This window comes from Exiguobacterium sp. SL-10 (assembly GCF_004337025.1).
Taxonomy (GTDB): domain Bacteria; phylum Bacillota; class Bacilli; order Exiguobacteriales; family Exiguobacteriaceae; genus Exiguobacterium.
The window spans coordinates 58,130-71,141 of record NZ_SJUP01000013.1 but is presented as its reverse complement, the minus strand read 5'-3'; the positions used below and the strand labels follow the sequence as shown (position 1 = coordinate 71,141).

Genomic DNA, 13,012 nt, shown 5'->3' with positions numbered 1-13,012 from the left:
CGAGCTGTCTTTTTTATATGTCTTTCCCTTTGTAGGCATCATCCGATTCATTCATGAGACGTTCACGCTCGGCGTGTGTCTGCGGATAGCCGTTCGCTTGCCACTCGGCCCGATAGTTCGAATCCAGTTGAGTGAGACCTTCCTCCGCCTCATCCTTATCCGAATCGACGCTTTCCATCTTGTCCATCTTGCTCCATGTATCGTCATCGCGGTCCTGGGTCAAGAGCGCCGCTACTTTCGGTGCGACGAGTGCTGCCCCCGCTACCCCGAGCACGATTCCCATCAATACTTTCTTATCCATCCGAATACCCTCCTTAGTCACTATGTACGGATAATTCCACTGTTCCAGGAAATTGAAACCAACTTTCTAAAGCGTTTACACCCATTCAGGAAGTGGAATAACAGTCAAGACAAGGAGGCGATTAAGATGAAACAGTCAAAAGATCCGTCCAAACGACCGTTCGACAACCCAGATGCCGTCGATACGGACAAAGAGAGCATCTTCGACCAGGAAGGGATGGAGACCGTCGACCCAATCCCGGTGGAAGAGCTGAATCAGAAAGTGAAAGACGAGAAACAAAAGCGACACTCGAAAGATGACTCGGTCAGCGAGAAAAAATATGACAGCAACAAATAAAGATGCGGACGAATTTCGTCCGCATCTTTACGTTACGTTAAATCTTTTGGTGAGAAGCCGTATGGCAGCATCTCTTCTTTCGTCATCACTTTCGTGTCCCCCGCCATATTCGCGAGAATCAACGTAAAGTTGTCACTCGCAAACTCGGCGATGACTTGACGACAGGCCCCGCATGGCGAGATTGGTCCGTCCGTATCACCGACGACGACGACCGTCTCAATCGACTTGCTGCCTTCCGATACCGCTTTAAAGATGGCGGTCCGTTCAGCGCACATCGACAAGCCGTACGAGGCATTCTCGACGTTGCAACCCGAGATTTCTTTGCCGGTCTCATCGATGACGACCGCCCCGACATTGAACTTCGAATAAGGTGTATAGGCGCGTGATTGCGCATCAATTGCTTTATGGACGAGCTCGTTCACTTTTTCTTGTGGGATCATCTGATGTTCCTCCGCTTCTTAACGTTTATTAAAGAAGTCTGACATCTGAACCATAGCGTGAAAACCGCTATTTTGCAAGCGGTTTCACAACCCCGTCAATACTTTTTCTTTTTCTTCTTCTCGAAGACGACGATTGACTCGACGTGTGCCGTCTGTGGGAACATATCATACGGCTGGATATAGTTGATCTTATAATCAGCTTTCATGAGTTGATCCGCGTCACGTGCGAGCGTCTGTGGATTACAAGATACGTAGACGATCCGTTTCGCTTTCGATGAGATCATCGCGTTTAACAGTTGATGATCTACTCCTGTGCGCGGTGGATCGACGACGATGACGTCTGGAATCCAACCGTCCTTCACCCAGCGCGGAATCCAATGTTCGGCCCGCCCTTCAACATAAGTCGCATGGTTGAAGCCGTTCTCACGCATGTGCGCATTTGCATCTTCGACTGCTTCCGGAACGACTTCCATCCCGCGAATCTCTTTCGCGTGCGGGGCGAGCCATAGCCCGATTGAACCGACACCGGCGTACGCATCAATGACGCGCTCTTCGCCCGTGAGCCCTGCCGCCTCGACGACTTCACGATACATAATTTCCGTCTGGGCCGGATTGAGCTGGAAGAACGCACGTGGCGACAAATGATAATGAACGTCATCAAGTTGTTCATCCATCTTGTCTTGCCCGGCAATGTGGACCGTGCGATAACCGAAGATGACACCCGAACGGTTCGAGTTGATATTGATATGGAACGACACGACGTTCGGTAACGCCATGATCCGATCGCTCAATTCGTCTAAACGTGGCACGTCTTCATTCCCAACGACAAGCACCACTTGTACATCGTCTGTCTTGTAACCTGAGCGGACGATGACGGTACGGGCGAAGCCGACGTCACGACGCGCATCGTATACCGGGATGTCGAGTTCGTTCAAAATGCGGACGATGGCGTTATTAATGTTCGTCGTGTCCCGTTGTTGCACCATACAATGTTCGATTGGCACGAGCTCGTTCGTGTTCGGCTTGTAGAGCCCTGACACGATCTCGCCACGGCGCGTCGAGAGCGGGAACTGTGACTTATTGCGGTAGTACCAAGGGTGATCCATTCCTTTTGTACCACGGATATCCGACTTGTCGACGTTCAATTTTGTCTTTTGACGGAAGGCGTTACGGACGATTTCTTCTTTATAGTCCATCTGCAGGCGCGGACTCATATGCTGAATTTGGCAGCCGCCGCACTCATCATAAATCGGACATGGCGGCTTGACCCGTTCCGGCGAGTCGTTGTCCCGCTTGATGACGCGGGCCTCAGCGTAGTTCCGCTCGACGCGTGTGATCTCGACTTTCGCCTTCTCACCTGGTAATAAGTTCGGGATGAAGATGACCATCCGATCAATCGTCGCGATGCCCTCTCCGTTTATGCCTAGCCGTTCGGCTTGGGCGCTAGTGTATTCTCCTACGATCAGTTTCAATGTGTTTCATCCTTTCGAGATACTTGTTCTAAATCTTTGGCGTAACGTACGACTTTCGCACGTAAGGAATCAATATCAGCTAACAATCGATGCAAATCCTCTGGCGTCGTAAATTCGTCCAACGTATTGACTGATAAGCACAGTAATTCCGTTCTCGATTTTAACACATTCATTTTTCCTGCCGTATCTGTTCGTGATTTACCCATCTCGTGATCGCTCCTTTGGTTCGTGACAAAGAGTTGTTATTATAGCATACTATTTCGTGTGACTTGATGAAAAGGTGGAATTGATATGCAAAACATCTCGACAACGTTTGATCCATGGGAAGCTTACCTCGATCAAACTGAGTTCGGTCGCCTCGTCCTTTCGAACGTCGAAGTGACGACGACCAAGCTATGCAATATGCGCTGCGAACATTGCGCGGTCGGCTATATGCTTGATCAGACGGAAGAACCTGAAGTCCCGCTCGACCTATTGATCTCGCGCCTTGATGAGATCGAGCATTTGCGCGCGTTCTCGATCACGGGCGGCGAACCGATGTTATCGATGAAGTCGGTACGGAACTACGTCGTCCCATTGCTTCGTTATGCGAAAGAGCGCGGCGCCCGGACACAAATCAACTCGAACTTGACGCTCCCACTCTCTCGCTACCATCTTATTACCCCTTACCTCGACGTTTTGCACATTTCGCATAACTGGGGGACAGACGCTGATTTCTTAGAGGGCGGTTTCGCGATGATGGACCGGAAACCGAGCGCGGAGGCACGTTTGAAGATGCTCCAGACGATGAAAGATAACGCGCGGGCACTCACTGCCGAAGGCATCATCGTATCGGCTGAGACGATGATTAATAAGCGGACGATTCCGCACTTGAAAGAAATTCATGAAGAAATCGTCACCCTCGGCTGTCAGCGCCATGAAGTGCACCCGATGTACCCCGCCGACTTCGCAAGTGCGCTCGAGTCAGCGTCGCTACCGGACACCCGTCAGGCCATCCACGACCTGCTCGACGTCCGTGATGAGAATGTTTGGATGCTGTTCGGGACGTTGCCGTTTTATGCTTGCTCCGACTTGCCGGAAGACCGTGCTTTATTAAAACGGCTCCACGAGGCGAAAAACGTGACCGTGCGGAACGACCCGGATGGCCGCTCACGTCTCAACACAAATATTTTTGATGGCCAGATCATTGTCACCGACTTTGGAGATGAACTCGGCACGCTCGGAACACTGTACGATACTTCTTTTCAAGAGGCGTACGACACGTGGTCCAATAGCAGCTTGAACGCCACGCTGTCGTGCCACTGCCCAGCCGTCAAGTGTCTCGGTCCGAATGCGCTCGTCAAACAAGCGTACTATCCGAACGTAAACTTCCGAGAACGTGTAGCCGAGCCGTTTTAATTGTTTCGATTCGGGAAATGTTCAGTATATAAACTGAATCGAGGTGTTTGAAGATGACAGCCATCTATGTATTCATGATTACCGTCATGGCCATCATCATTTTCGGTGGTGTGCTCAGCATCTTATTGACAGCCGCATTCGTTTCAGACAAAGTAGACCGTGATGAAGTATTTAGTCAAGGCAGTTGGGATGATGAACTCTTACACTTGAACCATGTACCCCAACCGATTGACGAGCCAAAAAGCTGAGACCTTTCTCAGCTTTTTACTATGCAATGAATGATGAGGTGTACTATGCAACGATTTCGATTTTCGATTTTATTACTTGTCGTCTTTATTTCTGGTTTGATTCAAGGGGCGCTGATCCCGTTATTATCGACCTTGATCGAGCGTGACGGCAATCCGGCCTGGTTGAACGGATTGAATGCGACGATGCTCTATCTCGGCGTCATCGTCTCCGCGCCCCTGCTTGAACGATTTGTCCGCAAGTACGGGTTCCGGCCGACCATCGTCCTCGGGATCGTGTTGACGGCGCTCGCTACGTTCTTCTTGCCGCTCTGGCCGTCGCTCCTCATGTGGGCACTCATGCGTTTTGTGATCGGTTTCGGTGATTCGGCGCTCCACTATGGTTCACAAGTGTGGGTCACGTCCGCGAGCGATAAGCGGAGCCTCGGCCGGGCGATGGCGTATTACGGCATGGCGTTCAGCCTCGGTTTTGCGGTCGGTCCGCTCATCGCCCCGCTCGTTGATTTACATTTTTGGTTACCGTTCCTCGTTTTGATTGTCTTCTGTCTCGCATCGTTATTTTTGATTTTCAAGGTCGACAATGAGTATCCTGAGGCCGAGAAAGTGAAGACCGACTCGAAAGGACGCATCCGACTCGTCCTCATCGGCGGCGGGTATACGCTCTTACCTGCTTTTACATACGGGTTCCTTGAAGCGAGCTTGAATGCCAACTTACCGATTTTCACGGTCCGAAACGACATCGGACTCACGCAGACGAGCACGCTGATCACGACGTTCATCGTCGCCTCGATTGTCGTGCAGTTACCGCTCGGCCGCCTCGCCGATCACTTCGGGAAGAAACGGATCCTGCAAATCGTGTTGACGCTCGGCACGCTCGTCTTCGCCATCGCCAACCTCGCCGTCGACCATTACGCCTGGCTCCTTGTCCTGTTCGCCTTAGCAGGTGCCGGGCTCGGCTCGACGTATTCACTCGGACTGGCCCACATGACGGAAGTATTGCCGCGCTCTCTGTTACCAACCGGCAATATGCTCTATAGCATCTCGTTTAGCGTCGGTTCAATTAGCGGTCCGATGATCGGTGCGTTTTGGATCGCGTTACCGAAAGAAGTGTATTTCTTGATGTACACACTCATTCTCGGGATTTTGGCCGTCAGTTTGTTCACGGCGAAAGCCAAACCGATTGACGTCTAAAAAGGGTGGGTCTCCTTGGAGATCCACCCTTTTTCGTATCATTCTTTCACTGGACCAAGCCTGACATCGTTCCGTTCAAATGCGCGCATGAACACTTCATCGAGCGCGAACGGTTCCGTTTCAAGCGAGGCCAATACGTCAGACTTGAGTGTGACTTCAATGATACGATCATTGATTTGCCACTTCGTCTGAATATCATCGCCTTGCCGCATGGCACGCGCGTCCACTTGCTCATGGTGCTCCTTCAATCCGCGACTCACGCACTTCATCACGTATTTGACGTACTCGTCACGCGGCTGGCGCGAGATGAGTATGTGTCGGACAATCGGATTTCTTGCCATGGCATAACCCTCCTTTCAATCAGATTCGCACGCAAGTCTTTACAACGAAGACCGATTTCAACTGAAAGAATTCAGAATTTTTAATATATTTTGCCATGGGAACAAAATTCCGTCAACTGTGCCTCGACGTTGATTCGTTAGCGGGCCGACCGGCTTGCTTTCCCTTGAAAATAAGTGGAGAGATAAATGCCCGCGATGACGAACAGCAACCCGACGAGCGCGTTCCACGGAATCGTTTCTCCGAGCAAAACGCTCGATAAGACGACGCCGAACAAGGGAACAAAGAACATATAGAGTGATACGCGACTGACCGGATTATATTTCATGAGTGTGTTCCATAACGTAAACCCGATCGCAGACAAGAGCGCGAGGTACAACAAGAAGAAGAGTGTCGTCACTGTGTAAGGAAGCAACACGTCTCCTGGCGCGAGCACATAGCCGACGACGAGTAAACCAATTGAACCGAACACCATCGCCCAAGCGGTCATCGGCGCGACGTCATGGCTACGGGAATAATCTTTGGCGATCAAATTCCCAAACGCTCCTGAGATCATCGCCATAATGAGCAGAATCTCACCAATCCCAAACCCTATCTCCGCGTGTGCCGTCGGCCAGTTGGCGATGACGATCCCTGAAAAACCAAGTGTGAGGGCGATCCCTTTCAACCGATTGAGACGGTCATCCTCATAACGAAAATGAGCGAGCGCCATTTGGAAGAACGATGTCGATCCCGCGATAATCGAGCCTTGTACCCCGGTCGAGATGGAAAGCCCGATATAAAAGAACAAGTATTGTAAGAACGTCAAAAAAGCTCCTAAATGTGCATACGCCTTCAGTTTTTCAGCGTTTAATCGAATCGGCCGTTTAAAGACGAGGCGGCTGATGACGAGTAAGAGCAGACCGGCCAATAAAAAACGTTCGCCGGCGAAAAACAACTGCTGTCCGTATTCATGTTCTTGGATTTCAAGCGCTTCATAGCTCAATTTGATGAATGGGAACGCACTCCCCCATAAAAACGTGTTGAATAGCGCCAGGAACGTGACCGTCCAAGGGCGTTGAAATACATTCTGCATGACACAAAAACTCCTTAATCTTTTAGTTTGTGAGTGATTACATTTGGTGTTAAAATGAACTTACATGATAATCATTATAAATAAGGAGTTGCCTTAAAAATAGGTTTAAATCCCATCACATCAACAATAGATAATGATAATCATCCTCAATCATTATCATTTAAATGATATATATTATCAATTAGAAAGAGGTGCTCACATGAACACATCGACCGTCACACATGAAAAAAGCCACGTTTTCAAACGGGCCAACTGGATTGAACATATCGAGCTCATCATGGCGCTCATCAGTGGTGTATTGATTGTACTCGCATATATCGCGGAAAGACAAGACGGAGCTCCCGGGCTCTACGTCACCCTCTATTTGACCGCTTTCTTAATCGGCGGATACGCCAAAGCGAAGGAAGGTCTAACCGACACGTGGGAAACCCGCTCATTAAACGTCGAATTGCTCATGATTATCGCCGCAATCGGCGCTGCCGCCATCGGCTATTGGATGGAGGGGGCCATCCTCATCTTCATCTTCGCTTTATCCGGTGCGCTCGAGACGTACACGATGAACAAAAACGAACGCGCCCTCGAGTCATTGATGGAATTGCAACCTGAACAAGCAACACGGTTGAACGCCTCTGGCGGACTCGAAGTCGTCCATATCGACGACCTTCGCGTCGGGGATCACATTTATGTTAGACCGGGCGAACGCATCCCGGTTGACGGCCGTATTTTGAGCGGTAGCGCCTCGATTGAGGAAGCAGCCATCACCGGCGAATCGATTCCGGTCGATCGCAATGTCGGCGACGAGGTGTACGGTTCTAGTGTCAACTTGAACGGCGTCTTGACGCTAGAAGTGACGAAACTTGCGACGGAAACATTGTTTCAGAAAATCATTCAAATGGTGCAGCAAGCCCAAGAAGAAAAATCACCGTCCGCTCAATTCATCGACCGCTACGAAGGGCGTTATGTCCAAGTCGTACTTGCATCCGTCACGGCGATCATCTTGCTCGGTCCCGTTTTGACATCGTGGTCGCTTGAGACGAGTATTTATCGTGGTATGATTTTGCTCGTCGTCGCATCGCCTTGTGCACTCGTCGCAGCCATCACCCCGGCCGCACTCGCTGCCATCGCTTCATCCGCCAAGCACGGCATTTTATTCAAAGGTGGCGTCCATATCGAGAACATGGGGCGCTTGAAAGCGATCGCCTTCGATAAGACCGGTACGCTCACCATTGGTAAACCAGAAGTCCAATCGGCATTGATCCATCCAGATGTGGACAAAGAACACCTCTATCGCATCGTCAGCTTGATTGAAGAACATTCGATGCACCCGCTCGCCGAAGCGCTCGTCCAGTTCACAGGCACTTATACAGGCACGATGGAACGCTTCAAAGACGTGACCGGGTCCGGGATTGAGGCAACGATTGACGGTGTCGCCTATCGGGTCGGCAAACAAAAGTTCGCTGATCAGAGCGGAGACTTCTTCCGCGACGATGTCGAACGTTTAAAAGCAGCTGGCCATACACTCGTGTTCGTCAGCGATGAAGAGCAGACAATCGGAGCGTTCGCGCTCCGCGACACACTACGCCCTGAAGCCAAACAAGCGATTGAACGCCTCAACCAGCTCGGTATCGCGACCATCATGATTACAGGTGATAACGAGGCAACCGCACGTGCCATCGCCTCTGAGGCCGGGTTGACCCGTTATATCGCTGAATGTCTTCCGGAAGACAAGGTTGAACAGGTTAAACGATTAAAACAAGAGTACGGTAGCATCGGGATGATCGGCGACGGCATCAACGACGCACCTGCCCTCGCGACAGCCGATGTCGGAATCGCCATGGGTGAAGGTACCGATGCCGCTCTCGAGACGGCCGACGTCGTCTTAATGAAAAACGACCTTCGCCGATTGAGCTCCGCCATCAAACAGTCCCGTAAATTGAATCGCGTCGTCCTCCAAAACGTCGTGTTCGCCTTAGGTGTCATTCTCGTGTTGATTGCGACGAACATCTTTGAATTGCTCGTCATGCCGTTCGCGGTTGTCGGCCATGAAGGTTCGACCATTCTCGTCATTTTGAACGGCCTCCGCTTGCTCAGCTCGTCGTGGGAGTGACAAAAATCGACATCTAGCGAAACCGTCGTTGAAAGCCGTTCGCGGTTTCGATATAATAGAAACAATGTGTCTAATTAGACCGGAACTGATAGGAAGATTGGCTAAAGGTGGTACAGTGTATGAATACGATTGCAGTAATCGGCAAGGTGTTTGTCGATATTAAAGGAACCTCGTTCGCCCCGCTTCATAAAGATGCCAAGAACGTCGGTGACATCGCGTTCTCGAACGGTGGGACTGGCCGAAACGTCGCTCAAAACTTAGGCGTTCTCGGGAATGATGTCCGTTTCGTGTCGACCGTGACGAATGACCAGATCGGGATGGGCGTCCTCGAGGAGCTCCGCGGTCTGAACGTCAATGTCGATCACGTCGATTTACTCGACGATAACGGGATGGGCATGTGGCTTGCCGTCATGGATAACAATGGCGACCTGCAAACGTCAATCTCGAAGCAACCGGACGAAGCGATGATGGAAGAATGTATCCTCCGTCGCATCGATACGGTGTTTGCTGAAAGTCAGGCAGTCGCGATTGACCTCGACTTATCAGTCAACGTGTTGAACGAGACAATTGAACTGTGCCGCGAGATGAAGCTTCCGCTTTATGGTGTGTGCGGTCATCTGTCGGTGATCGAACGAAACCGTCATTTGCTCCAAGGTTTTACTGGCTTCATTTGTAGTCGTGAAGAAGCAGAGATTTTATCTGACATGTCCATCGTCACAGTCGACGACGCGTTACGCGTCGCCGAAGTGCTCGCGATGAAAGGAGCCCCGCTCACAATCGTTACGATGAGTGAACTCGGTGCTGTCTATGTCGACTTACGAACGAACGAACAAGGTCACGTCCCGACGACGAAAGTAAAAGTCGCCGACTCGACCGGTGCCGGTGACTCATTCTTCTCCGCTGTCATCTCTGAGTTGATGAAACGTCATCCGATTGAAGATGCGCTCCGACTCGGGATGCGCGTCGCCGGGAAAGTCATCGCCTCACACGATAACGGGCTGACACCTGATATGTATGCCTCACTCGAACAACCCGCAACAGATTGACCAGAACGCATCGGCCGCGAGTCGATGCGTTTTGTTCACGATACGAAATCGAAAGGAACGATTCCATTGGTCAGAACGAAATTACGCAGTGCCATCATCCTCGTGAATGAACATGATGAAGTCGCGCTCATTCGCCGCGAGAAAGATAACCTTTTGTATTACGTGTTCCCAGGCGGCGGTGTCGAATTCGGCCATACGGCCGAAGAAACGGCCGTCCGTGAAGCGTTTGAAGAGCTCGGCGTCCACGTCGAACTTGAAGGCGTGGCCGCTCACGTTGCCTTCAACGGAGAACTGAACCCCTACTATTGGGCCCGTGTGACCGGCGGTGAATTCGGGACCGGGACAGGTGAAGAGTTTCAAGCAGAGCAAACGAACGGCTCGTATACGCCCATGTGGGTGAAACGCAGCGCGCTCAGCCACCTGCCGGTACGACCACCGTCACTCGCTGACTTATTGTCAAATGAGGCTGAGCGCTTTTTCAATAAAACGCTGGCGGAAGACTGATTTCATGTGTAGCCTCCTGACATTTCGGGAAAGAAAGTTTCTAACGATAACATTCAGGAGGCACACGTATGGATACTACAGAAGTGAAAGAAAAAAAGAATTGGTTCGCCTTCGGGAAAGAGTTGCTTCGTCGTTTCAAAGAACATGATGTTCAAGATTACGGCGCGACACTCGCTTTTTTTTGGTTCTTATCGATTTTCCCGGGTATCATCTTCATTCTCGCGTTGCTGTCGTTCTTCGACATTTCGCAGGCATCGTTCCAAGAACAGTTGAACAACTTGGCGCCAGGAGCGGCCGCGACGGAATTTTTGACCGGTATCTTTGACGCCATCGGTGAACCTCGCGGTGGACTCCTCTCGATTGGTGCGATTTTAGCGATTTGGTCAGCAGCTAAAGGCGTTGAACGGTTGATTAATATGTCGATTCACGCATACGGAGAGGACAATGAACGCAACTTCTTCGTCAGCAAAGGCATCGCCCTCGGATTGACGTTATTACTCGGCGTTGGCATGTTATTGCTCATCGTCTCGAACGTGTTCGGTTCACAAATCATCGAATTTATTTCGCGCTACATTCCAATTTCAGGTGCAGAGGTTATTCTCATCAACCTGTTCCGGTACGTGTTGACGACAGTCATCTTGATTATCACGCTGTCGGTTTTCTATAAAATCGCACCACAACAACACGTATTTTGGAAGAGTACCGTTCCTGGCGCCATCTTCGGCGTCATCGCTTGGCAGCTCGTCTCACTCGGTTTCAGCCTGTACGTCTCGAACTTCGGCAACTACGATTCGACGTACGGTTCACTCGGAGGAATCATCGTCACATTGCTTTGGCTCCAACTGACCGGGATGATCATTTTAATCGGGTCAGAGATCAACGCCACGTGGCAGCGGTTCTTCAAAACGCCGAGCGAGCGCGAGTACGAGAAAAACTATAAGAAAAACAAAAAGTCCAAATCAAAAGATTCGGACGAAGACGACTATAAGGATATTCCCGTCAACACATACGGATGACGACCAAAAGGCGGCCTCTTCGAAAGAGGGCGCCTTTTACGTTATGCTCCGACGGTATCGAGACGTCCGGTCGCAGGGTCGATCACAAACCCGTGGACGTTCGTGCCCGGCGGTAAGAGCGGGTGGTTTTTGACGAGGCTGACCGAGTTGATGACGTTCGCTTCGACCGAGTCAAACCCGTGCAACCACTTTTCTAAGTCCATTCCTGACGATTTAAGCGTGTGGAGTGTCTGCGGCTCAATGCCACGACGTTCCATTTCCGCGATGACCGCGTTCGGGTCGATTGCCGCCATGCCGCAATCATAATGACCGATGACGATGACCTCTTCGGCTCCGAGCGCGTATAACGCGACGAGGATGGAACGCATGACCGATCCGAACGGATGTGACAATACAGCTCCCGCATTTTTTATGATTTTGGCATCCCCGTTTTTTAGACCGAGGGCTTGAGGCAACAATGCCGTCAAACGAGTATCCATACACGTTAAAATGACAATTTTCTTATCGGGAAACTTGTCCGAGACGAATTGCTCATATTGTTTCTCTGTTACGAATTTTTCATTGAATGCTAGCATTTCTTGAACGACTGACATGCGTTTCCCTCCTTTTTGTTCACGCGATCAACCGCGCGACGATTAATCCGATGACCATCCACGCGCCGAACAATGTGTTCACTTTTGCGGTCATCGCCATCGCCGGCATGAGTTCAGCCGGTTCACGTTTGACCCAGAAGCGCTTCACCGCCCGGACCATGATCGGAACCGTGAACAGCGACAACAGTACCCAAGGCGTCACGCCAAACCCGAATACGGCGACGATGATACCAATCAACGCCGCGATAAAGAATCCGGCTAAGACGAGGACGGCACGTCGATGTCCGACGAGACAGGCGATCGTTTTGCGTCCGTTCACTTTATCATTATCCAAATCACGAATGTTGTTCGCGAGCAAGATGGCTCCAATCAAGAGCGCCATCGGGAACGAGACGAGCAACAATTCCGTCGTCACCGTTCCGATTTGAATATATCCGGAAATCCCGATGATGATATAACCCATGAATAAGCCGGCGACGAGCTCGCCGAACGGCGTATAGGCGATTGGTAACGGGCCACCCGTATACAGAAATCCGACGACCATCGACAGCACACCGATCCAAATCAAATGCCAGCTTGTCGAAGCCGCAATGTAAAGACCGAGCACGGCCGCTACTCCATACATCCCGAGGGCGATTCCGAGCACCTGCCCGGGTGTGAATCCGTCGCGTACAATCGAGCCACCGATTCCAATCGACCCTTCATGGTCAAGACCTCGCTTATAATCATAATACTCATTGAATAAATTCGTCGCGATTTGAATCAAAATCGAGGCGATGAGCATTGCCAAGAATAATCCCCATTTCAACTCGACTTGCCCGAGGACGATGAACGTCCCTAACAGCACCGGTATGAAGCTCGCTGTCAATGTATGCGGGCGAATCATGCGCCAATACGCACCTTTCTCTCTCTTCTTCATGCACTTCCCTCCCTTCGTTAGTTTACGTCT

The 13,012-nt window shown here is 50.8% G+C and carries 16 protein-coding genes; 8 read left to right on the top strand and 8 right to left on the bottom strand.

The window, feature by feature from the left end; genetic code table 11:
- Window positions 1-13 precede the first annotated feature (13 nt).
- On the bottom strand, window positions 14-301 hold the full coding sequence (locus tag EVJ33_RS13035) for a hypothetical protein (RefSeq protein ID WP_034781013.1): 288 nt from the start codon (window positions 299-301) through the stop codon (window positions 14-16).
- A 126-nt stretch (window positions 302-427) separates the two neighbouring features.
- On the opposite strand from EVJ33_RS13035, the gene EVJ33_RS13030 reads away from it, so the two are divergent.
- Window positions 428-637 carry a hypothetical protein gene (locus EVJ33_RS13030; RefSeq protein WP_131437806.1) on the top strand — a complete coding sequence of 70 codons (210 nt, stop codon included), beginning with the start codon at window positions 428-430 and terminating at the stop codon, window positions 635-637.
- Between the two features lie 32 nt (window positions 638-669).
- Here EVJ33_RS13030 and EVJ33_RS13025 read toward each other — a convergent pair whose 3' ends face one another.
- The 3 genes from EVJ33_RS13025 to EVJ33_RS13015 all read right to left on the bottom strand — a co-directional run bounded on the left by EVJ33_RS13025 (window position 670) and on the right by EVJ33_RS13015 (window position 2,755).
- Complete coding sequence (locus EVJ33_RS13025; protein WP_131437804.1) at window positions 670-1,077, bottom strand: cytidine deaminase; 408 nt, start codon at window positions 1,075-1,077, stop codon at window positions 670-672.
- A gap of 95 nt (window positions 1,078-1,172) precedes the next feature.
- Entirely contained in the window at window positions 1,173-2,549 is a 1,377-nt protein-coding gene (gene rlmD, locus EVJ33_RS13020) for a 23S rRNA (uracil(1939)-C(5))-methyltransferase RlmD (RefSeq protein ID WP_131437802.1), read from the bottom strand.
- Window positions 2,546-2,755 carry a hypothetical protein gene (locus EVJ33_RS13015; RefSeq protein ID WP_016510454.1) on the bottom strand — a complete coding sequence of 70 codons (210 nt, stop codon included), beginning with the start codon at window positions 2,753-2,755 and terminating at the stop codon, window positions 2,546-2,548. The genes rlmD and EVJ33_RS13015 overlap by 4 nt, the downstream gene beginning before the upstream one ends.
- An 85-nt stretch (window positions 2,756-2,840) precedes the next feature.
- Between EVJ33_RS13015 and yfkAB the strand changes: the two genes are divergently transcribed.
- From yfkAB to EVJ33_RS13000, 3 genes are read left to right on the top strand one after another with little or no spacing between them, the layout of a single operon-like run.
- Complete coding sequence (yfkAB, locus tag EVJ33_RS13010) at window positions 2,841-3,947, top strand: radical SAM/CxCxxxxC motif protein YfkAB (protein ID WP_131437800.1); 1,107 nt, start codon at window positions 2,841-2,843, stop codon at window positions 3,945-3,947.
- Between the two features lie 53 nt (window positions 3,948-4,000).
- Window positions 4,001-4,195, top strand: a complete 195-nt coding sequence (locus tag EVJ33_RS13005) for a hypothetical protein (protein WP_021067771.1) — start codon at window positions 4,001-4,003, stop codon at window positions 4,193-4,195.
- A gap of 45 nt (window positions 4,196-4,240) precedes the next feature.
- The gene (locus tag EVJ33_RS13000; protein ID WP_131437798.1) at window positions 4,241-5,383 is read left to right on the top strand and encodes an MFS transporter; all 1,143 of its coding nucleotides are present in this window, start codon (window positions 4,241-4,243) and stop codon (window positions 5,381-5,383) included.
- Between the two features lie 38 nt (window positions 5,384-5,421).
- On the opposite strand, the gene EVJ33_RS12995 is transcribed toward EVJ33_RS13000, so the two are convergent.
- Both EVJ33_RS12995 and EVJ33_RS12990 read right to left on the bottom strand, forming a co-directional pair.
- Window positions 5,422-5,724 carry a hypothetical protein gene (locus EVJ33_RS12995; RefSeq protein ID WP_131437796.1) on the bottom strand — a complete coding sequence of 101 codons (303 nt, stop codon included), beginning with the start codon at window positions 5,722-5,724 and terminating at the stop codon, window positions 5,422-5,424.
- Between the two features lie 137 nt (window positions 5,725-5,861).
- The gene (locus tag EVJ33_RS12990) at window positions 5,862-6,797 is read right to left on the bottom strand and encodes a DMT family transporter (protein ID WP_131437794.1); all 936 of its coding nucleotides are present in this window, start codon (window positions 6,795-6,797) and stop codon (window positions 5,862-5,864) included.
- Between the two features lie 199 nt (window positions 6,798-6,996).
- Between EVJ33_RS12990 and EVJ33_RS12985 the strand changes: the two genes are divergently transcribed.
- The 4 genes from EVJ33_RS12985 to EVJ33_RS12970 all read left to right on the top strand — a co-directional run bounded on the left by EVJ33_RS12985 (window position 6,997) and on the right by EVJ33_RS12970 (window position 11,470).
- On the top strand, window positions 6,997-8,904 hold the full coding sequence (locus tag EVJ33_RS12985; RefSeq protein ID WP_131437792.1) for a heavy metal translocating P-type ATPase: 1,908 nt from the start codon (window positions 6,997-6,999) through the stop codon (window positions 8,902-8,904).
- Window positions 8,905-9,023: 119 nt separating this feature from the next.
- Window positions 9,024-9,950 carry a carbohydrate kinase family protein gene (locus tag EVJ33_RS12980; RefSeq protein WP_131437790.1) on the top strand — a complete coding sequence of 309 codons (927 nt, stop codon included), beginning with the start codon at window positions 9,024-9,026 and terminating at the stop codon, window positions 9,948-9,950.
- A gap of 66 nt (window positions 9,951-10,016) precedes the next feature.
- On the top strand, window positions 10,017-10,454 hold the full coding sequence (locus EVJ33_RS12975; RefSeq protein WP_236634629.1) for an NUDIX domain-containing protein: 438 nt from the start codon (window positions 10,017-10,019) through the stop codon (window positions 10,452-10,454).
- A gap of 68 nt (window positions 10,455-10,522) precedes the next feature.
- Window positions 10,523-11,470 carry a YihY/virulence factor BrkB family protein gene (locus EVJ33_RS12970; protein WP_131437786.1) on the top strand — a complete coding sequence of 316 codons (948 nt, stop codon included), beginning with the start codon at window positions 10,523-10,525 and terminating at the stop codon, window positions 11,468-11,470.
- Window positions 11,471-11,511: 41 nt separating this feature from the next.
- On the opposite strand, the gene EVJ33_RS12965 is transcribed toward EVJ33_RS12970, so the two are convergent.
- Together EVJ33_RS12965 and EVJ33_RS12960 are read right to left on the bottom strand one after the other, a co-directional pair.
- Window positions 11,512-12,063, bottom strand: coding sequence for a beta-class carbonic anhydrase (locus EVJ33_RS12965; protein WP_131437785.1), 552 nt, complete (start codon window positions 12,061-12,063; stop codon window positions 11,512-11,514).
- Window positions 12,064-12,082: 19 nt separating this feature from the next.
- Window positions 12,083-12,982: a 1,4-dihydroxy-2-naphthoate polyprenyltransferase gene (locus tag EVJ33_RS12960; protein ID WP_131437784.1), complete on the bottom strand. Its 900-nt coding sequence runs from the start codon at window positions 12,980-12,982 to the stop codon at window positions 12,083-12,085.
- Between the last annotated feature and the right edge of the window lie 30 nt (window positions 12,983-13,012).

Excerpts from the sequence above, each read along its gene's own strand:
- EVJ33_RS13035 (WP_034781013.1), bottom strand. The coding sequence starts at position 301 with ATGGATAAGAAAGTATTGATGGGAATCGTGCTCGGGGTAGCGGGGGCA.
- EVJ33_RS13030 (WP_131437806.1), top strand. The coding sequence starts at position 428 with ATGAAACAGTCAAAAGATCCGTCCAAACGACCGTTCGACAACCCAGAT.
- EVJ33_RS13025 (WP_131437804.1), bottom strand. The coding sequence starts at position 1,077 with ATGATCCCACAAGAAAAAGTGAACGAGCTCGTCCATAAAGCAATTGAT.
- EVJ33_RS13015 (WP_016510454.1), bottom strand. The coding sequence starts at position 2,755 with ATGGGTAAATCACGAACAGATACGGCAGGAAAAATGAATGTGTTAAAA.
- yfkAB (WP_131437800.1), top strand. The coding sequence starts at position 2,841 with ATGCAAAACATCTCGACAACGTTTGATCCATGGGAAGCTTACCTCGAT.
- EVJ33_RS13005 (WP_021067771.1), top strand. The coding sequence starts at position 4,001 with ATGACAGCCATCTATGTATTCATGATTACCGTCATGGCCATCATCATT.
- EVJ33_RS13000 (WP_131437798.1), top strand. The coding sequence starts at position 4,241 with ATGCAACGATTTCGATTTTCGATTTTATTACTTGTCGTCTTTATTTCT.
- EVJ33_RS12995 (WP_131437796.1), bottom strand. The coding sequence starts at position 5,724 with ATGGCAAGAAATCCGATTGTCCGACACATACTCATCTCGCGCCAGCCG.
- EVJ33_RS12990 (WP_131437794.1), bottom strand. The coding sequence starts at position 6,797 with ATGCAGAATGTATTTCAACGCCCTTGGACGGTCACGTTCCTGGCGCTA.
- EVJ33_RS12985 (WP_131437792.1), top strand. The coding sequence starts at position 6,997 with ATGAACACATCGACCGTCACACATGAAAAAAGCCACGTTTTCAAACGG.
- EVJ33_RS12980 (WP_131437790.1), top strand. The coding sequence starts at position 9,024 with ATGAATACGATTGCAGTAATCGGCAAGGTGTTTGTCGATATTAAAGGA.
- EVJ33_RS12970 (WP_131437786.1), top strand. The coding sequence starts at position 10,523 with ATGGATACTACAGAAGTGAAAGAAAAAAAGAATTGGTTCGCCTTCGGG.
- EVJ33_RS12965 (WP_131437785.1), bottom strand. The coding sequence starts at position 12,063 with ATGTCAGTCGTTCAAGAAATGCTAGCATTCAATGAAAAATTCGTAACA.
- EVJ33_RS12960 (WP_131437784.1), bottom strand. The coding sequence starts at position 12,982 with ATGAAGAAGAGAGAGAAAGGTGCGTATTGGCGCATGATTCGCCCGCAT.